We start from the raw sequence: 17,563 nt of genomic DNA, 5'->3' as shown, positions 1-17,563 counted from the left end.
GTGAAAGCAAATGAATTAAGAGATCTGTCAAATGAAGAATTAGAAAAAAGATTATTTGATTTAAAAGAAGAATTATTTAGTTTACGTTTTCAATCAGTCACGGGACAATTAAGTAATTATATGAAAATAAAAGAAGTTAAACATAATATAGCTAGAATCAAAACAGTTTTAAGGGAAACTTACTTAAAAAATAAAAATACAACTAAAACTAGGAATATTTCCTAAAAATTATGAAATTAAAAAATAATAAGGTGATGTTCAATGACTATTTCGACAGAAGGTAAAAGTAGGATAGGTATTGTAGTAAGTAATGCAATGGATAAATCTGTTGTTGTTCAGGTGAGTTATCTAGTTTCTCACAAACTTTATAAGAAGAGAATCAGAAGAAGCTCAAAATTTATGGCACATGATGAAAAAAATATTTGTGAAGTTGGAGATAAGGTAAAAATAATTTCTACTAGACCACTGAGTAAAAGAAAACGATGGGAAGTAATGGAAATTATTCAAAAAAGAAAATGATAGTTATTAACAAGATTTATAAGGGAGTGTGGCAAAAGTGATACAAATGCAGTCAAAACTTGTTGTAGCAGATAATTCTGGTGCAAAAAAAATTCAATGTATAAAAGTTCTTGGTGGTTCAAGAAAAAGATATGCCAGAATTGGAGAAGTTATTGTGGCCTCAGTTAAAGAGGCAAACGTGGTAGGTGCAGCAAAAAAAGGAGAAGTTGTTAAGGCTGTTATTGTTAGGACAAAGAAAGAAATTCGTCGTACAGATGGTTCATATATCAGATTTGATGATAATGCTGCTGTAATTATCAATAATCAAAACGAACCAATCGGTACTAGAATATTCGGACCAGTTGCGAAAGAATTAAGAGAAAAGAAATTTATGAAAATTATTTCCCTAGCTCCTGAAGTTTTGTAACTTTTTAGAAAGGAGAATAATGATGTCAAAAGTAATGGCAAAGCTCAAAAAGGGAGACAATGTTGTGATTATCTGTGGTGAAGACAAAGGAAAACATGGAAAGATTATTGAAGTATTTCCTCTGAAAAAAAGAGTAATTATTGAAGGAGTAAATTTACTAAAAAAACATATGAAACCTACTCAGAAAGCACCACAGGGTGGAATTATTAGACAAGAAGGTCCTATTGATATATCCAATATACGCTTAGTGTGCAATAAATGTAATAAATCGACCGGTACTAAGCATGGATTGACGAAGGAAGGAAAAAAGGTTCGAGTGTGTAAAAAATGTGGAGAAATTATTGATAAGGTCTAGGAGGGTAAACATAGTGATACTCAGGCTAAAAGAAAAATATGAACAAGAAGTTATTCCATCGATGATGAAAAAATTCAATTATAATAATAAAATGGCAGTACCAAAAATAGAAAAAATTGTTATAAATATGGGACTTGGTAAGGCAAGAGAAGATGCAAAAATTGTAGAAGAAGCAACTGAAGTTATTTCAATTATTACCGGTCAAAGACCAATAATTACAAAATCGAGCAAATCAATTTCTAATTTTTCTATTAGAAAAGGAATGCCGGTAGGTTGTAAAGTAACTTTGCGAAAAAGTAAAATGTATGAATTTCTAGATCGACTTATTAATGTTGCTTTAGCCAGAATTCGTGATTTTCAAGGTACTTCTCCCAATTCTTTTGATGGTAGAGGAAGTTATACTTTGGGTATCAAGGAACAATTAATATTTCCCGAGATAGATTTTGATAAAGTTAAGACAACTTTAGGTATGAATATTACTATTGTTACCAATGCAAAAAATGATGAAGAAGCAAAAGAATTATTAAGTTTAGTTGGTATGCCTTTTAAGAAAGACGAATAAGGGAGAAAGAGGGGGATTAGGAGTGGCCAAGAAAGCCTTAATTGTTAAAACAAATAAAGAGCAAAAATTCAAGGTAAGGAATTATCATCGTTGTAATATTTGTGGTAGACCAAGAGGTTATCTTAGAAAATTTGGAATTTGTCGAATCTGTGTTAGAAAAATGGCATTGAATGGTGAATTGCCAGGCATTATTAAATCTAGTTGGTAAATAAAAAAATTTAAAGTATTTATAACTAAACAAGTAATCTGATTTATCAGTTTGATAGCTAGGAAGGAGGAAAAGATCATGGGTGTAGTATCGGACCCTATTGCTGACATTATTACCAGAATTAGAAATGCTAACCGAGCAAAATTGGAAAAAATAGAAATCCCTTCTTCAAAGATAAAATTAGACATTGCTAGAATTTTAAAAGAAGAAGGCTACATTTTAGATTTTTATTACAAAGAAGATAATAAACAGGGTATTATTATTGTTTTATTAAAATACTCTGGTAAGCAAAGAATTATTACTAATCTAAAAAGAATCAGTAAACCTGGTTTAAGGGTTTATGTAAACAAAGATGATGTTCCTGAAGTTTTAGGTGGACTAGGAGTGAGCATTCTGTCTACGTCTAAAGGTATTATGACTGGAAGAGAAGCTAAAAAACGTCATTTTGGTGGAGAGGTCTTGTGTTATATTTGGTAAAGAGATTAAACCTATCAAAAAATCTTATGGTTTAAAATTAATATTAAGTAATACTAATTTTAAAGTTAATTAAGCTGGATTCTTGGATAAGGAGGATTTTATGTCAAGAATTGGTAAATTACCTATTGTAATACCTGAAGGTGTTTCGGTAGAAGTTGATAACAGAACAATAAAAGTTAATAAAGACAATCAGGAATTATTTCATCAAATACCTCCTGGCATAAAGGTAAAAATTGAAGATCATAAAATAATAGTTGAGCGATTAAGTGATTTAAGACTCAATCGTTCTCTACATGGATTAACTAGAAATATGATATTTAATATGGTTAAAGGTGTGAATGTTGGGTTTGAAAAGATATTGGAAATAAATGGTGTAGGATATCGAGCTGATATAAAAGGGAAGGATTTAGAATTAAATTTAGGATACTCACATCCAATAAAAGTTAAAGCTCCTGTTGGAATAGAGTTTATTGTTGATAAACAGAAAACTATTAAAATAAAAGGCGCTGACAAACAACTTGTTGGAAAGATAGCTTCTGAGATAAGAAGCTTAAAAAAACCAGAACCATATAAAGGTAAAGGAATTAGATACCTTGATGAACACATTAGAAGAAAAGTTGGAAAGGCAGGAGCAACTGTAGGTAGCAAATAATAATTATAGATTAATGAATTAGTGCAAAGATAGAAAAGGAGTGCTTTTTATAATGGAAAATAAGAAAAGAAATGCTCGGCTAAGAAGAAAAAAAGGCATTAGAAAAAATGTATATGGAACTTCCGAAAAACCCAGATTATCAGTTTTTCGAAGTGCTAAACATATTTATGTACAAGCTATAGATGATGAAGATAGTAGAACCATTGTTTCTATATCTACTTTAGATACTGAAGTAAAAAAGGAAGTTAGATATAGCGGAAATATTAAAGCAGCAGAAATTACTGGAAAAATATTTAACAACAGATTAAAAGAAAAAGGAATAAAGAAAATTGTCTTTGATCGAAATGGTTATTTATATCATGGTAGAGTAAAAGCATTGGCTAATCAAATTAAACTTTAACATAAAGCTGTCTATAATATAAAGTGTTATTTGTTATTTTAATAATTTGTTATATTTTGATTGAAAGAGAGAGGAGATGAGTTAGTGCAAAAGATGATTACTGAGGAGCAAGAGTTTAAGGAGAGCGTAATTTTTGTAAACCGAGTTAGTAAGGTGGTAAAAGGTGGAAGAAGATTTGGTTTTAGTGCAATGGTAGCTGTTGGTGACAGAAAGGGAAATGTTGGTATTGGTTATGGGAAAGCAAAAGATGTTTCAGATGCAATTAGAAAGGCAGTTACCAAGGCTAAAAATGATATGCATAAAATTAAAATCAGAAATGAGACAATACCGCACGCTGTAACCGGTGTTCATGGAGGTGCAAAAGTCTTTTTACGTCCAGCCTCTCCTGGAACTGGTGTTATTGCCGGTGGTCCTGTGAGAGCAATAATTGAAGCAGCTGGTATTCAGGATATTCTCACTAAATCATTAGGAAGTGATAATAATTTAAATGTTGTTAAGGCTACTATGAATGCTTTGTTAAGTTTAAAAAATGCTAGAGAAGTTGCTAAGTTAAGAGGAATTCCTGTTGAAAAAATATTTAGTTAGTTGTAACTAAGGAGAAGTTTACTATGGAAATACATGAATTAAAACCAAATGCTGGATCAGTAAAATCAAAAAAAAGGATAGGAAGGGGAAATTCATCCGGTCATGGTACTACCGCTGGCAGGGGAACAAAAGGACAGCATAGCCGTTCTGGTTCAAAAAGAAGATGGTATTTTGAAGGTGGTCAAATGCCGCTAAGTAGGAGAGTACCAAAACGTGGTTTCCGTAATGTTTTTGCTAAAAAATATGCAATTATTAACACGGAACAATTAAATAAATTTAATGATGGTGAAATCATTACACCTGAAAGATTGATACTTGATGGAATGGTAAAAAAAGTAAGAAATGGAATAAAAATATTAAGTAAAGGTGAAATCAAAAAAAATTTAATTGTTAAAGCTCATAAATTTAGCAAAGAAGCAATAAATAAAATAGAAGCAGCAGGCGGAAAAGTAGAGGTGATATAAGTGCTGGATCAACTGAGGAGTTTATTTAAAATACCTGACCTGAAAAGTCGTTTATTATTTACTATGGCAATGCTAATAGTAGTAAGGTTAGGAAGTCATATACCACTGCCAGGAATTGATAAACAAGCTTTAGCAAGTTTATTTGCCCAGGGTGGTATTCTTGGATTCTTTGATCTTTTTGCTGGTGGCGCCTTGAGTAGATTTTCTCTATTCGCACTCGGAATTATGCCATATATTAATGCTTCCATTATAATGTCTTTATTACAATCAGTGGTTCCTCTCTTTGAACAGTGGTCCAAAGAAGGAGAAGAAGGTAGAAATAAAATAAATCGTATAACGAGATATGGAACAGTTTTGCTAGGTCTTATACAAGCAGTAGGGATAAGTGCATGGTTAGAAAGTTTACAGGTTCTAATGATAACTGGGATGTTATTTCGAATATTAATAGTTTTTAGTCTAACTGCCGGAACCTGTTTTTTAATGTGGTTAGGTGAACAAATAAGTGATTATGGTATAGGTAATGGCATTTCAATTATTATCTTTACAGGTATAGTAGCTAGAATACCCACTGAAATTATTCAAACTTGGAGTTTGGTTAGAGTAGGAGAGGTTGGAATTATCTCTATAATCGGATTGTTGGTAGTAGTGGTATTAGTTATTGCGGGTGTAGTTGCTATACAGCTGGGACAAAGACGTATACCAGTGCAATATGCTAAAAGAGTTATTGGTAGAAGATTATATGGAGGTCAGGGTACCCACATTCCTTTACGAGTGAACCAAGCCGGGGTAATTCCGATAATATTTGCTTCTGCCATTTTGATATTTCCAGGTACTATTGCTCAATTTTTTCAGAAATCTGCATTTATGCAAAAGGTTGCTCAGGCTCTTTCGCCTGGAACATCATTATACCTTAGTTTGTATGCTATATTAATAATTGTATTTACTTTTTTTTACACAGCAATAACCTTTAATCCGCAAAATCTTTCAGATAATATGAAAAAATATGGTGGTTTTATTCCCGGAAGAAGACCCGGTAAGGCTACTGCAATGTATATAGATAATATAATGACCAGAATTACCTTGAGCGGTGCCATCTTCTTAGCCATAATAGCGATTTTACCAAATATTTTAATTGAAGTTACTGGAATTACTACTATTTATTTTGGAGGTACTTCTGTTCTTATTATGGTTGGAGTTGCTTTGGAAGTAGTTCAGCAAATAGAGTCCCATATGTTAATGAGACATTACGAAGGATTTATAAAGAAATAGCATACAATTAATTAATATTTAAATAGGATATGATAAATGATAATTATATTATTAGGCCCACCTGGTGCAGGAAAAGGTACCATTGCCAGTGAAATAAATAAACGTGTTGCTATTCCAATAATTGCTACTGGTGATATCTTAAGAAATGCAATTGAACAAAAATCTAATTTAGGAAAGAAAGTAAAGAATTATGTTATTTCAGGAAAATTAGTTCCAGATGAATATGTTATAAAAATAGTAGAAGACAGAATTAAGGCTGATGACTGTGAAAAAGGATTTATATTTGATGGATTTCCCAGAACAATCAAGCAAGCAAATAAACTTGATTTAGTTTTTAGAAGATTAGGCATAAGTATTGATCAAGTTTTTTATTTTCAGACTTCTTACCATACTATAATTAATAGATTAGCTGGTAGAAGAGTCTGTATCAAATGTGGAACAATTTATAATCTTAATTATGATCCTCCTGATATTACTGACATCTGTAATAAATGTGGAGGAAAATTAATTCAAAGAAATGACGATAAAGAAGAAACTATAAAAAATAGATTAGAAATTTATAATCAAGAAACCTTTCCCTTGGTTAGTTATTATCAGGAAAAAGATATTTTAACAAGAATAAATGCTGACCAGGATGTAGAAGATAGATTTAAAGATTTATGGAATAGACTTATTAAATTAGATGTTGTAGCAGGAAATAGTGAATAATGGTAATCATAAAGACTAATAAAGAAATTGAAGAAATAAAGAAAAGTTGTCAACTGACAGCAAATACCTTAAAATATGTCGCCAATAGAATAAAACCCGGTTTAAAAACAATACAATTAGATCAGATGGCAGAAACATTTATCAAGAAACATGGTGGGATTCCGTCTTTTAAAGGGTATGGCCCTAAAGGACAAGAGTTTCCTTCTTCAATATGTATTTCCATAAATGACGAGATTGTTCATGGAATACCTGGAGATAAGATTTTAAAAGAAGGTGATATTGTAAGTATTGATATTGGTACTAATCTTCATGGATATTTTGGTGATATCGCAGCAACATTTGGAGTTGGCGAGATAAGTAATGTGGCAAAAAACTTAATCAAAACAACAAAAGATTGTTTATCAGCAGGAATTAAACAGGCAATTAAAGGAAATTTTATCGGAGATATTTCATACACTATTCAATTAATTGCCGAGAAAAATGGTTTTTCTGTAGTAAGGGAGTATGTAGGTCATGGAGTTGGATTAAAGGTTCATGAAGATCCACAAATTCCCAATTATGGAAAGGCAAAAACAGGATTAAAATTGGAGAAAGGAATGGTAATAGCCATTGAACCTATGCTAAATCAAGGAGATTACCGAACAATTTGTAACAGTGATGGATGGACTGTAAAGACTGCTGATGGTAGTCTATCAGCACACTTTGAACATACTATTGTAATATATGAAGAAGGAAATGATATATTGACAAATTTAAATTAAATTGTGATGTTTTTATTAAAATATTTTCTTTTTATTTTTAATTAGGAGAATAAAATGGGCAAAGAAAAATATGTGGAAATGAAAGGACGAGTAACTCAGGCTTTACCAAATGCTACTTTTAAAGTTGAGTTAGAAAATGGATGTGAAATTTTAGCCCATATATCGGGAAAAATTAGAATGAATTTTATTCGTATATTGCCTGGAGATAAAGTGAAAGTCGAAATATCCCCATATGATTTAAGTCGCGGTAGGATTGTATACCGTTTGTAAGATAATTAATTTAAAAATGATTTTTTAAATAATTAAAATTTATATTTAAAAATTCTTTATTTGTTTAGAATTTATTAATTAATTCATATCATTATAGATAGGTACTATTATAGAGAGGAATAAAGCAAATGAAAGTCAGGGCTTCAGTGAAGAAAATATGTGAGAAATGTAAGTTAATTAGAAGAAATGGCAAAATAATGGTGATATGCAATAATCCAAAACATAAACAAAAACAAGGAAAATAAATTAGGAAGGAGCAAATCCTCATGGCTAGAATTAGTGGCGTCGATTTACCAAAAAATAAAAATATTGAAACTGCTTTAACTTATATCTATGGTATAGGTTTTACCTTATCTCGTAAAATATTAGCAGAGGCTGGAGTAAACAACCAAACTAAGGTTAAGGATTTAAAGGATGATGAAATTGCCAAAATTAGAGATGTTATTGGTAAAAATATTAAAGTCGAGGGAGAACTACGAAGTCAACAGACTGCTGATATTAAACGACTAATGGAGATTGGTTCTTATCGTGGATTAAGGCATAAAAAGGGGCTACCAGTAAGAGGGCAAAGAACAAGTACTAATGCAAGGACCAGGAAAGGCCCTAGAAAAACTGTTGGTGTGAAAAGAAGTAAAAAATAATGATAATAATAATGACTATTATGTTTTAAGTAAATGAAAGGAGAGAGCCACATTGGCAACACAAAAGCAAAGCAAGAAGGTTCGTAAAAAGAAAATAAAAAAGAATATATTAAAAGGTATAGTGCACATACAATCCACTTTCAATAATACTATTGTCAGCATCTCAGATGTGGAAGGAAATATAATTTCATGGGCTAGCGCTGGATCAATTGGAAATAAGGGCAGTAAAAAAAGTACTTCTTTCGCTGCTCAAAGAACAGCAGAAGAAGCTGGTAAAAAAGCAATGGATCAGGGAATGAAAGAAATTGATGTTTATGTAAAAGGACCCGGATCCGGTAGGGAAACTGCCATACGTTCATTACAGGCTATTGGATTTAAAATTAATTCCATAAGAGATGTTACTCCTATACCTCATAATGGTTGTAGACCACCTAAACAGAGAAGGGTATAAAATAAATTATAATAACATTATTTTTTTAGAATATTTACATTCTAAGTATATGTCACAACAGCTTTTGATAAAAAAATTTTTAATATATTGTTATGCAAATATAAGGAGGTATCTATGGCTAGATACAATGGACCGGTATGTCGTTTATGCCGTAGACAGGGTTTAAAATTATTTTTAAAGGGAGATCGTTGTTATACAGAAAAATGTTCTGTAGAAAGAAGGTCTTCAGAACCTGGAAAATCAGCTCATTCAAAAAGAATAAAGAAATTAACTAATTATGGTATACAATTGAGAGAAAAGCAAAAAATGAAGAACATGTATGGTTTACTGGAGAGGCAATTCAGTAATTTATTTAAGAAGGCAGAACAAAAACATGGTGTTACCGGTGATAACTTTATCCAATTTTTAGAAAGAAGATTAGATAATGTAATTTTTCGTCTAGGTTTTGTCAAATCACGGGCTAAAGCAAGGCAAATAGTAAGACATTCTCATATATTAGTCAATAGTAAAAAAGTTAATATTCCTTCTTACATGGTTGAAATTGATGATGTAATAGAGATCAAAGAAAAAAGTCAGGAAATTTTAGAATTTAAGGAATTAAAGCAAGGAAAAGTTGATATAAATGTTCCTTCATGGTTAGAAGTTGATTTGAAAAATTTAAAAGGTAAAGTTGTGAAGCTACCTTCTAAAGAGGATATTGATTTACCGGTTGATGAAAAATTGGTTGTAGAATACTATTCCAGATAGTTTAATTTTGATAGAGAGCTAATTTTTTGGGAAGGAGAGGTTGCCAGTTGTTAGATATAAACGAAATTAAAATAAAAGTTGAAAATTTAACCGATAGTTATGGTAAATTCATTATTGAACCTTTAGATAGAGGATATGGTGCTACCTTAGGTAATTCTTTAAGAAGAGTTTTATTATCTTCTCTTCCTGGCGCAAGTGCAACTGCAATAAGGATTGAAGGAATTATGCATGAATTTTCTACTTTACCCGGTGTTAAGGAAGATGTTAATGAAATTATTTTAAATGTAAAAGAAATCGTCTTTAAGATGTATGGAAGCAAATCGGAAATTCTCCGTTTAAAAGTAAGTGGGAAGAAAATTGTCACTGCAGGTGATATAATCCCTAATATCAATGTAGAAATATTAAATCCAGAACAAACCATAGCAACATTAAGCAGTGACGGTAAATTAGATATGGAAATAATAATTGAACAGGGCACCGGATACATTACTGCGCCAGAAAATAAGAAAAAAGGTCAAGCTATCAATTATATAAATATAGATTCACTATTTTCTCCCGTAATTAAAGTTGCTTATAATGTTGATAAAGCTAGTTCAGCTCAATTTATGAACTGTGAAAAGTTAGTATTAGATATTTATACAAACAAAAGCATCTTACCCGATGAGGCATTAAGTAAATCAGCTAATATATTGATTAAATACTTAAAAGTATTTAATAAATTTTCTCCTGATGACATTGATATAGAGGTCGAACAAGTTACTGAAGAGGAAAATGAGGGTAATGAACAAAAAAAATTACTTGAAAAAACTATTGAGGAATTGGATTTATCAGTAAGATCTTATAACTGCTTAAAAAAATCTAATATTAATACTTTCAGTGATATTATCAACAGAACTGAAGAAGAAATAATGTCAATTAAAAATTTGGGAAAGAAATCTTTTGAAGAAATTAAAGAAAAGGTAACAGAATTTGGATATAATTTAAAGGGTTCAGATTAAAAGGAGATGGTCTAATGAGACATAGAATTTTAAAAAGAAAATTAAATGTAGATACCAGTCATCGAAAGGCACTATTATCAAATTTAGCCATTTCTATGATTATATACCGTAAAATAAATACAACTCTCCCCAAAGCAAAGGAGTTACAAAAATATTTAGAGAAGATTGTAACTATTGCAAAAGAAGATAATTTACAGGCCAAAAGACAGGTATTCAAGATATTACAAAATAAGCAAGCTTTAAAATTACTTTTTGAAGAAATTAGTCCTCAATTTCGAGAAAGAAACGGTGGTTATACAAGAATAATAAAAGCTGGTTTTCGAAAAGGGGACTCCTCCCCTATGGCTATAATTGAGTTTGTGAAGTAAAAATTATCAAATAAAATATTAAGGTTAAATTGTTAGGATATAAAAAATATATACTGGCATTTTAACCTTTTTAATTTTATTTAAAAAATGAATTTTTTATGAAGGGAAAAAATCTTGATAAAATTTGATAACGTTACCCATTTTTACAATACAAATCAAGAAAATAAAATTACCTCCTTATCAAAAATTAATCTGGAAATTCAAAAGGGAGATTTTGTTGCTATTATTGGATCAAACGGTTCTGGAAAATCAACATTAGCAAAACATATTAATGGTTTGTTATTACCTAGTAAGGGAAATGTATTCGTAGAGAACTTTAATACAAAAGATATTGAGGCTATCTGGGATATAAGAAAAAAGGTTGGCATAGTCTTTCAAAATCCTGATAATCAGTTGGTTGCCACAACTGTAGAGGATGATATTGCTTTTGGATTAGAAAATATTGGAATAAAGGAACAAGAAATGAAAAAAAGAGTTGATTGGGCTCTGAATATAGTAGGACTGAATGAACTTAGAAATAGTGAACCCCATTTATTATCAGGTGGAGAAAAACAAAGAGTAGTTATTGCCGGTGCTTTAGCAATGCATACATCATATTTAGTTTTAGATGAACCAACCTCAATGCTTGATCCAAGAGGAAGGAAAGAAATTCTAGAAATAATTAAGAGGTTAAATAGAGAAGAAAATATTACCATTGTTTATATCACTCAATTTATGTCAGAAGCCACTCAATTCAAAAAAATATTTGTACTAAATAAAGGTGAAGTTATTTTAACCGGTTCTCCAAAAAATGTTTTCAATCAAGCAGAGTTATTGATCAGCTTGGGTTTAGAAGTACCACAAATTACCAAGTTAGCTAGAAAACTTGCTGAAAGCGGTCTTGATATTCCTTCTAATATTTTAAACGAAGATGAAATGATTGAATATTTATGTTTATACATTTAAAAAACGTTTCGTATACCTATAATATAAATATGCCTTTTGAGACTGAGGCTTTAAAATCAATTAATTTAAAAATTGATAAGGGCGAATTTATAGGAATTATTGGCCATACCGGTTGTGGTAAGACTACTTTATTACAATTATTAAATGGTTTATTAGAACCTACAGAAGGACAAGTATTTGTTGACAGTATTGATATTCACAAGAATAAACAAAAATTAAGAGAAATAAGAAAAAAAATAGGATTAGCTTTCCAATATCCTGAAAATCAATTTTTTGAGGAAACCATATCTAAAGAGATTGCCTTTGGGCCGAAAAATATTGGTATATCAGATATTGAATTAGAGCAGAGAATAAAGAAATCTTTAAAAATGGTAGATTTGGATTATTATTTCTATAAAGACAGGTCTCCTTTTAGCCTCAGTGGAGGAGAAATGCGTAGGGTGGCGATTGCTAGTATTTTGGCAATTGATCCTGAAATAATCATTTTAGATGAACCAACTGCTAGTTTAGATCCACAAAGTTGCTATAAATTATTATCAGTTATTGTAAATCTTTATCAAAAATACAATAGAACTATTATTATGGTTTCACATAATATGGAAATTATATCTGAGTTAACAAAAAGAATAATTGTTATGGAAAAAGGAAGGATCGTAATGGATGATACTCCAAGAAATATTTTTCAAGATTCCATACATAAATTAGAGAATATCGGTTTGTCTTTACCCCAGATAACTTATACTATGTATAAACTAAAAAAAATTGGGAAACCTGTTAGTTCAGCAATATTAACAGTAGAAGAAGCAAAAGATGAAATATTGAGATTAGTAATAAAAAGATAAAAAAATGAAATTTTTCAGAAATATTACCATCGGTCAATATATTTATAGAGATTCCATTATCCATAAATTAGATCCCAGGATTAAAATTATGGTAGTAATATTAATAATTATTGCGATATTTTTAGTAAAGTCTTGGTTTGGATTAGTTATTATTGGAGCATATCTTTTCATTAATATATTTCTGGCAAAGGTGCATCCAAAATTTGTTTTAAAAGGGATAAAACCTTTAATCATTATTATATTATTCACTCTATTAATACATTTTTTTACTACTCAAGGTGAGATTATTTATCATATATGGGTGCTAAATATTACTCGGGAAGGGATTCAGAGAGGATTGTTTATAGCAGCAAGATTGTTTTATTTGATTTTGTCAACATCATGGCTAACTTTAACCACTTCTCCGATATCTCTTACTGATGGAATAGAAAGGTTATTATCGTTTTTAAAAATCCTTAAGGTACCTGCTCACGAGATTGCAATGATGATGACTATTGCGCTACGTTTTATTCCTACTTTAATGGAAGAAACTGAAAAAATAATAAAAGCTCAAATCGCCAGGGGAGCTGATTTTGAAAGTGGCAATTTTATCAAGCGAATTCAAAATTTTTTACCAATTATAATACCTCTTTTTATTAATGCTTTTCAAAGAGCTGATGAACTAGCAATTGCTATGGAAGCAAGATGCTATCGTGGTGGGGAAGATAGGACACATTATCGTCAATTATTAATAACTAATGCTGACTATATTTTTTTTATTATCACATTAATTATTCTTATTGGTTCTTATTTATTGATTATTTAATAAGGCAAAATATGCATAAATTTAAAAATATTAAACTTACTATTTCTTATGACGGAACAAATTATTCAGGATGGCAGAGACAAAGAAATAAGAAAACAATACAAGGTGTAATTGAAGATACCTTAAGAGGGCTTGCTGGGGAAAAGGAATTAAAATTATATGGTGCTGGACGAACAGATGCTGGTGTACATGCAGTTGGTCAGGTAGCTAATTTTAAAACAAAGGTTAATATTCCTATAGATAAATGGAATATTATTTTAAACAATTTATTACCAAGAGATATTAGAATAAAGTTTTCTAAAGAAGTGGATATTAAATTTCATTCTCGTTATAGTGCTAAGAGCAGAATATATAAGTATTACTTAATAAATAGACTCAGAAAAAATGAAATATTCAGTGCAAAAGACCTTTTTCTAAGTAGGTATTGCTATTTATGTAATTACCAATTAGATATTGAAAAAATGAAAAAAACTGCTCAATATTTACTTGGGTATCATGATTTTAATGCTTTTAGTTGTTTTAACCAAAAAAGAGGGGAATTGCTTAAAAATAAAACTAGGTATATTAAAAAAATTAATATCATTAAAAAAAGACAATTAATTACATTTTCTATCGAGGCAGATGCCTTTTTATATAAAATGACCAGGATAATAGTAGGAACTTTAATCGATTTCTCTATTAAGAATAAAGAACCAGAAGAGATTCTGGAAATATTAGAAAATAGTAATATGAAAAATATTGGGCAGGTTGTTCCACCTAATGGCTTGTATTTATTGAAAGTAAAGTATTAATAAAACAGGAAATTATTATTTTATTTTGATTTATCTTGACATTGAGTGTTAATTATATTAAAATCTATACGTTGTTTTATACTATATATTTTGGTTAGCAGCAGATGGAGGTAAAATGGATACTGATAGAGAAAAAAGGGGAAATATTGATAGAAATTGGCATTTAGTTGATGCAAATGGAAAAATATTGGGAAGGTTAGCTACTGAAATAGCAACATTACTCAGAGGTAAAAACAGAGTTAATTTTGACAGGTCAATTGATTTAGGTAATTATGTTATTGTTATCAATGCTGAAAAAATTAAGTTAACAGGCAAAAAAGAAGAACAAAAAATATATCGTTATCATACCCATTATCCTGGCTCCTTAAAAGAAATTCCCTATGCAGAATTGATAAAAAAGAAACCCGATTTTGTTATTAAAAAAGCTGTTAAAGGAATGCTTCCTGATAATAAGTTAAGTCAGAAATTAATAAAAAGACTTAAAATATACAGTGGTGATAAGCATCCACATATTGCTCAAAGCATTGAGATACTGAATTAAACAAGAAGGAGGATCAATACTTGACAGTTAGTCGATTTTATGGAACTGGAAGAAGAAAGACATCTGTTGCCAAAGTTTGGGTGTCACCTGGGAAGGGAGATATTGTTATTAATAATATTTCTTATAAGGAATATTTAAAAAATCAATCAAATATCTTAGAAGTTGAAGAACCACTAAGATTGGTGCAAAAACTTAATGAATTTGATATAAAGGTTAAGGTATCTGGTGGAGGTATTTCAGGTCAATCTGGGGCTATAAAGCACGGCATTGCAAGAGCGTTGGTTGAATCTGATCATTCTTTAAGAAGTGTATTAAAGAAAGAAAAGATGTTAGAACGTGATGCTAGAATGAAAGAAAGAAAGAAATATGGTCAAAGAGGTGCTCGAGCTCGATACCAGTTCTCCAAACGTTAATTTAAACTCACCCCTTAGATTGATATATTATATTTTTTTTATTTTTCTATAATAAAAATAGCCTTCATCGTTATTTATTTGTTAAAATATAATAAATGATGATGGCTTTTTTATTTAATGTTAGAGTAAGGGAATACTCAAATGCCTCAGAATATTTCTTTATTAGATATTTTAGATATTGTCCTTATTGCAATTATTTTATACAATATACTGCTCTTAATTAAAGATACTCCCGCTGCTCAAATTATAAAAGGGTTCTTAATCCTTTTTATTTTTTCATTTATATCTAATTGGCTTAGACTAAGAACCATAAATTGGTTGATCAAGGGGCTAATGGCTATGTTAGTTGTAGCTATTCCAATTATATTCCAGCCCGAATTAAGGCGCCTATTATTAAAAATGGGGAAAGGTGGTTTTTTAATAAATTTCCCTCTGTTTTCTCAGGGAGAAGAAATCAAAAAATGGGAAGAACTTATTAATGGTATTGTAATGGTAGCACCGATGTTATCTGCTGAAAAAATTGGAGCTTTAATCGTCCTAGAAAGAGATGTTGGCCTTCAGGATATTTTAGAAACAGGAATTATATTAAATAGTGAATTTTCTTCAGAATTATTGTATTCCATTTTTTTACCAAATTCTCCTTTACATGATGGAGCTGTTATTATTAGAAACAATCGCATAACTGGTGCTAATTGTATTTTACCATTAACTAAAAGAACCGATATAAAGAAATCATTAGGTACACGCCATCGTGCAGCTATTGGACTAAGTGAAATATCGGATTCACTAATAATAGTAATTTCAGAAGAAAAAGGAACAATATCTGTAGCTATTGATGGTAGATTAACCAGGCCTTTAAGGCCAGAATTGTTGAAAAAATTTTTACATAACTTATATCGACCAAAGAGTATGAAAATATTTAATATTGCCAAGAAGGCAGACAATAAGAAATGAACAAAATACAAAAATGGATAACAAACAATCTTGATATTAAAATATTAGCTTTATTTATGGCTGTTATTTTATGGTTTTATATTTCAAGCGAATATAACATTATGTCAGAAAAATATTATGACATTGAGGTTATTCCAATCAACTTAAGAAATAGTCTATCTATTAAAGAAATCAGAGAAAGGGTTAGTGTAGGAATTAAAGGCCCACAGAATATTATAGAAAATATCACTGCCTCCAGGATTATAGGAACAGTAAATTTACAGAATATTTTAGAAGATGGAGAATATCTTATTGATGTAAATGTAATTCCACCAAGGAATACAGAAATTGTTAAAATTATTCCAGCAGACGTTCGTATAATATTAGAGAAAATTATAAGTAAAGAATATTTAATTGAGTATAATTTAATTGGCTTACCTGAAAGGGGATATTCTTTAAAAGATGAACCAGAAATTATTCCTAAAAATGTTTTTATTACTGTACCTGAATCAATTCATAAAATAATTGATCAGGTGAGAATTGATATTGATATTTCAGCAATAAACAAAAATATAAATAGGGAAGAAAATGTTATTGTTTATGCGAAAGATAACGCTGTCTTAAATAATCTTAAAATAAATCCAGAAAAGGTGTTTGTATCCATACAGGTAAGAGAAGGTTATCCTGAAAAAATATTAGAAATAAAACCTCGTATTATCGGCAAACCAGCCCCAGGATTTTACATCTCAAAAATTGAAGCTAATCCAAATAGCTTTAATATTTATGGTGAATATACCAAAATTATCAATATAGATTTTTTAGAAACAATTCCTATTGATGTAAATGGAATTTCAAAGACTCTAACTGTAAAGGTACCTCCCATAATGACTGAAGGTATATATCTTGCAGAAAATCAGGAAACACTAGTTGAGGTACAAATCCAAGTAGAGGAGAGAGAAGAAGAAAAAATATTCCAAAATATAAAAATTGAACCAAGAGAAGCTTCTCCCTTCATAAATTTTCAATTAATACCAGAAACAGCCGATGTAACGATATCTGGAAAAACTAATATTATAAAAAATATTAAAGAAGAAGACATAAAAATTTTTGTAAATCTTTCCGATATAGGAATAGAAACAGCTCAGGTTCAAGCTGAAATACCCTCAGATGTTAATTTAGTCAGCATTATTCCAAAAGATGTTTCTATTTCTATAAAAAAATAAATATTTCTATACCCTAACCAAAAGATATTTTTACTAACTACTTTTACCTGAAGTATGAAGTAAGTATCTATATTAATATAGAATAACTGATTGTAGAATTTGTGTACTAATTTCGAGTAGTGTTAACAGTTTAGTTTAAAAAAACTGGTCATGCATGTTGTCTTTCCTATAGAATATAGTTGATAAAACAAAATCTAATAGGAAGGAGAACAGCACACATGACCATAGA

The 17,563-nt window shown here is 30.0% G+C and carries 29 protein-coding genes; all 29 read left to right on the top strand.

Annotation, left to right across the window (positions count from 1 at the left end; all coding sequences use genetic code 11):
• Complete coding sequence (rpmC, locus tag PHD84_01180) at positions 1-225, top strand: 50S ribosomal protein L29 (protein ID MDD5636423.1); 225 nt, start codon at positions 1-3, stop codon at positions 223-225.
• 36 nt (positions 226-261) lie between these two features.
• A complete protein-coding gene (rpsQ, locus tag PHD84_01175; GenBank protein MDD5636422.1) occupies positions 262-519 on the top strand; it encodes a 30S ribosomal protein S17 in 258 nt (85 codons plus the stop codon).
• A gap of 37 nt (positions 520-556) precedes the next feature.
• Positions 557-925 carry a 50S ribosomal protein L14 gene (rplN, locus tag PHD84_01170; protein MDD5636421.1) on the top strand — a complete coding sequence of 123 codons (369 nt, stop codon included), beginning with the start codon at positions 557-559 and terminating at the stop codon, positions 923-925.
• Between the two features lie 22 nt (positions 926-947).
• Positions 948-1,280: a 50S ribosomal protein L24 gene (rplX, locus tag PHD84_01165; GenBank protein MDD5636420.1), complete on the top strand. Its 333-nt coding sequence runs from the start codon at positions 948-950 to the stop codon at positions 1,278-1,280.
• A 16-nt stretch (positions 1,281-1,296) separates the two neighbouring features.
• Positions 1,297-1,842 (top strand): 50S ribosomal protein L5, encoded by a 546-nt coding sequence (gene rplE, locus PHD84_01160; protein ID MDD5636419.1) that lies wholly within the window; start codon positions 1,297-1,299, stop codon positions 1,840-1,842.
• A 22-nt stretch (positions 1,843-1,864) separates the two neighbouring features.
• The gene (locus tag PHD84_01155; GenBank protein MDD5636418.1) at positions 1,865-2,050 is read left to right on the top strand and encodes a type Z 30S ribosomal protein S14; all 186 of its coding nucleotides are present in this window, start codon (positions 1,865-1,867) and stop codon (positions 2,048-2,050) included.
• 78 nt (positions 2,051-2,128) lie between these two features.
• Positions 2,129-2,527 (top strand): 30S ribosomal protein S8, encoded by a 399-nt coding sequence (rpsH, locus tag PHD84_01150; GenBank protein MDD5636417.1) that lies wholly within the window; start codon positions 2,129-2,131, stop codon positions 2,525-2,527.
• Between the two features lie 100 nt (positions 2,528-2,627).
• Positions 2,628-3,179, top strand: a complete 552-nt coding sequence (gene rplF, locus PHD84_01145) for a 50S ribosomal protein L6 (GenBank protein MDD5636416.1) — start codon at positions 2,628-2,630, stop codon at positions 3,177-3,179.
• 52 nt (positions 3,180-3,231) lie between these two features.
• Positions 3,232-3,579, top strand: a complete 348-nt coding sequence (gene rplR, locus PHD84_01140) for a 50S ribosomal protein L18 (GenBank protein MDD5636415.1) — start codon at positions 3,232-3,234, stop codon at positions 3,577-3,579.
• 93 nt (positions 3,580-3,672) lie between these two features.
• Complete coding sequence (rpsE, locus tag PHD84_01135; GenBank protein ID MDD5636414.1) at positions 3,673-4,164, top strand: 30S ribosomal protein S5; 492 nt, start codon at positions 3,673-3,675, stop codon at positions 4,162-4,164.
• Between the two features lie 23 nt (positions 4,165-4,187).
• The gene (gene rplO, locus PHD84_01130; GenBank protein MDD5636413.1) at positions 4,188-4,628 is read left to right on the top strand and encodes a 50S ribosomal protein L15; all 441 of its coding nucleotides are present in this window, start codon (positions 4,188-4,190) and stop codon (positions 4,626-4,628) included.
• Positions 4,629-5,897: a preprotein translocase subunit SecY gene (gene secY / locus PHD84_01125; GenBank protein MDD5636412.1), complete on the top strand. Its 1,269-nt coding sequence runs from the start codon at positions 4,629-4,631 to the stop codon at positions 5,895-5,897.
• A gap of 36 nt (positions 5,898-5,933) precedes the next feature.
• On the top strand, positions 5,934-6,605 hold the full coding sequence (locus tag PHD84_01120) for an adenylate kinase (protein MDD5636411.1): 672 nt from the start codon (positions 5,934-5,936) through the stop codon (positions 6,603-6,605).
• Positions 6,605-7,366: a type I methionyl aminopeptidase gene (gene map, locus PHD84_01115; protein ID MDD5636410.1), complete on the top strand. Its 762-nt coding sequence runs from the start codon at positions 6,605-6,607 to the stop codon at positions 7,364-7,366. Before PHD84_01120 ends, map begins: the two co-directional genes overlap by 1 nt.
• Before the next feature lie 54 nt (positions 7,367-7,420).
• Positions 7,421-7,636 carry a translation initiation factor IF-1 gene (infA, locus tag PHD84_01110; protein ID MDD5636409.1) on the top strand — a complete coding sequence of 72 codons (216 nt, stop codon included), beginning with the start codon at positions 7,421-7,423 and terminating at the stop codon, positions 7,634-7,636.
• Positions 7,637-7,764: 128 nt separating this feature from the next.
• Positions 7,765-7,881 carry a 50S ribosomal protein L36 gene (gene rpmJ / locus PHD84_01105; GenBank protein ID MDD5636408.1) on the top strand — a complete coding sequence of 39 codons (117 nt, stop codon included), beginning with the start codon at positions 7,765-7,767 and terminating at the stop codon, positions 7,879-7,881.
• Positions 7,882-7,902: 21 nt separating this feature from the next.
• Positions 7,903-8,277: a 30S ribosomal protein S13 gene (rpsM, locus tag PHD84_01100; protein ID MDD5636407.1), complete on the top strand. Its 375-nt coding sequence runs from the start codon at positions 7,903-7,905 to the stop codon at positions 8,275-8,277.
• Between the two features lie 52 nt (positions 8,278-8,329).
• Positions 8,330-8,728: a 30S ribosomal protein S11 gene (rpsK, locus tag PHD84_01095; protein ID MDD5636406.1), complete on the top strand. Its 399-nt coding sequence runs from the start codon at positions 8,330-8,332 to the stop codon at positions 8,726-8,728.
• A gap of 114 nt (positions 8,729-8,842) precedes the next feature.
• Positions 8,843-9,475 carry a 30S ribosomal protein S4 gene (rpsD, locus tag PHD84_01090; protein MDD5636405.1) on the top strand — a complete coding sequence of 211 codons (633 nt, stop codon included), beginning with the start codon at positions 8,843-8,845 and terminating at the stop codon, positions 9,473-9,475.
• 47 nt (positions 9,476-9,522) lie between these two features.
• Positions 9,523-10,473 carry a DNA-directed RNA polymerase subunit alpha gene (locus tag PHD84_01085; protein MDD5636404.1) on the top strand — a complete coding sequence of 317 codons (951 nt, stop codon included), beginning with the start codon at positions 9,523-9,525 and terminating at the stop codon, positions 10,471-10,473.
• A 14-nt stretch (positions 10,474-10,487) separates the two neighbouring features.
• Positions 10,488-10,841 carry a 50S ribosomal protein L17 gene (gene rplQ / locus PHD84_01080; GenBank protein ID MDD5636403.1) on the top strand — a complete coding sequence of 118 codons (354 nt, stop codon included), beginning with the start codon at positions 10,488-10,490 and terminating at the stop codon, positions 10,839-10,841.
• A gap of 114 nt (positions 10,842-10,955) precedes the next feature.
• Entirely contained in the window at positions 10,956-11,786 is an 831-nt protein-coding gene (locus PHD84_01075) for an energy-coupling factor transporter ATPase (GenBank protein ID MDD5636402.1), read from the top strand.
• The gene (locus PHD84_01070) at positions 11,771-12,628 is read left to right on the top strand and encodes an energy-coupling factor transporter ATPase (protein MDD5636401.1); all 858 of its coding nucleotides are present in this window, start codon (positions 11,771-11,773) and stop codon (positions 12,626-12,628) included. Before PHD84_01075 ends, PHD84_01070 begins: the two co-directional genes overlap by 16 nt.
• Before the next feature lie 4 nt (positions 12,629-12,632).
• Positions 12,633-13,433 (top strand): energy-coupling factor transporter transmembrane component T, encoded by an 801-nt coding sequence (locus PHD84_01065; protein MDD5636400.1) that lies wholly within the window; start codon positions 12,633-12,635, stop codon positions 13,431-13,433.
• Positions 13,434-13,444: 11 nt separating this feature from the next.
• Positions 13,445-14,224, top strand: coding sequence for a tRNA pseudouridine(38-40) synthase TruA (gene truA / locus PHD84_01060; GenBank protein ID MDD5636399.1), 780 nt, complete (start codon positions 13,445-13,447; stop codon positions 14,222-14,224).
• 115 nt (positions 14,225-14,339) lie between these two features.
• The gene (gene rplM / locus PHD84_01055; protein MDD5636398.1) at positions 14,340-14,765 is read left to right on the top strand and encodes a 50S ribosomal protein L13; all 426 of its coding nucleotides are present in this window, start codon (positions 14,340-14,342) and stop codon (positions 14,763-14,765) included.
• Positions 14,766-14,785: 20 nt separating this feature from the next.
• Positions 14,786-15,178 (top strand): 30S ribosomal protein S9, encoded by a 393-nt coding sequence (rpsI, locus tag PHD84_01050; protein MDD5636397.1) that lies wholly within the window; start codon positions 14,786-14,788, stop codon positions 15,176-15,178.
• A gap of 141 nt (positions 15,179-15,319) precedes the next feature.
• Positions 15,320-16,132 carry a diadenylate cyclase CdaA gene (gene cdaA / locus PHD84_01045; protein MDD5636396.1) on the top strand — a complete coding sequence of 271 codons (813 nt, stop codon included), beginning with the start codon at positions 15,320-15,322 and terminating at the stop codon, positions 16,130-16,132.
• Positions 16,129-17,334: a CdaR family protein gene (locus tag PHD84_01040; protein ID MDD5636395.1), complete on the top strand. Its 1,206-nt coding sequence runs from the start codon at positions 16,129-16,131 to the stop codon at positions 17,332-17,334. Before cdaA ends, PHD84_01040 begins: the two co-directional genes overlap by 4 nt.
• The last annotated feature ends 229 nt before the right edge of the window (positions 17,335-17,563 follow it).

This window comes from Atribacterota bacterium (genome assembly GCA_028717805.1).
Lineage (GTDB): Bacteria > Atribacterota > Phoenicimicrobiia > Phoenicimicrobiales > Stramentimicrobiaceae > Stramentimicrobium.
The sequence above is the reverse complement of the archived record's forward strand: the minus strand, read 5'-3'. Positions and strand labels throughout refer to the sequence as shown.

Coding starts and splice junctions, on each gene's coding strand:
- rpsQ (MDD5636422.1), top strand. CDS start 262: ATGACTATTTCGACAGAAGGTAAAAGTAGGATAGGTATTGTAGTAAGT.
- rplX (MDD5636420.1), top strand. CDS start 948: ATGTCAAAAGTAATGGCAAAGCTCAAAAAGGGAGACAATGTTGTGATT.
- rpsH (MDD5636417.1), top strand. CDS start 2,129: ATGGGTGTAGTATCGGACCCTATTGCTGACATTATTACCAGAATTAGA.
- rplF (MDD5636416.1), top strand. CDS start 2,628: ATGTCAAGAATTGGTAAATTACCTATTGTAATACCTGAAGGTGTTTCG.
- rplR (MDD5636415.1), top strand. CDS start 3,232: ATGGAAAATAAGAAAAGAAATGCTCGGCTAAGAAGAAAAAAAGGCATT.
- rpsE (MDD5636414.1), top strand. CDS start 3,673: ATGATTACTGAGGAGCAAGAGTTTAAGGAGAGCGTAATTTTTGTAAAC.
- rplO (MDD5636413.1), top strand. CDS start 4,188: ATGGAAATACATGAATTAAAACCAAATGCTGGATCAGTAAAATCAAAA.
- PHD84_01120 (MDD5636411.1), top strand. CDS start 5,934: ATGATAATTATATTATTAGGCCCACCTGGTGCAGGAAAAGGTACCATT.
- map (MDD5636410.1), top strand. CDS start 6,605: ATGGTAATCATAAAGACTAATAAAGAAATTGAAGAAATAAAGAAAAGT.
- infA (MDD5636409.1), top strand. CDS start 7,421: ATGGGCAAAGAAAAATATGTGGAAATGAAAGGACGAGTAACTCAGGCT.
- rpmJ (MDD5636408.1), top strand. CDS start 7,765: ATGAAAGTCAGGGCTTCAGTGAAGAAAATATGTGAGAAATGTAAGTTA.
- rpsM (MDD5636407.1), top strand. CDS start 7,903: ATGGCTAGAATTAGTGGCGTCGATTTACCAAAAAATAAAAATATTGAA.
- rpsD (MDD5636405.1), top strand. CDS start 8,843: ATGGCTAGATACAATGGACCGGTATGTCGTTTATGCCGTAGACAGGGT.
- rplQ (MDD5636403.1), top strand. CDS start 10,488: ATGAGACATAGAATTTTAAAAAGAAAATTAAATGTAGATACCAGTCAT.
- PHD84_01070 (MDD5636401.1), top strand. CDS start 11,771: ATGTTTATACATTTAAAAAACGTTTCGTATACCTATAATATAAATATG.
- PHD84_01065 (MDD5636400.1), top strand. CDS start 12,633: ATGAAATTTTTCAGAAATATTACCATCGGTCAATATATTTATAGAGAT.
- truA (MDD5636399.1), top strand. CDS start 13,445: ATGCATAAATTTAAAAATATTAAACTTACTATTTCTTATGACGGAACA.
- rplM (MDD5636398.1), top strand. CDS start 14,340: ATGGATACTGATAGAGAAAAAAGGGGAAATATTGATAGAAATTGGCAT.
- cdaA (MDD5636396.1), top strand. CDS start 15,320: ATGCCTCAGAATATTTCTTTATTAGATATTTTAGATATTGTCCTTATT.
- PHD84_01040 (MDD5636395.1), top strand. CDS start 16,129: ATGAACAAAATACAAAAATGGATAACAAACAATCTTGATATTAAAATA.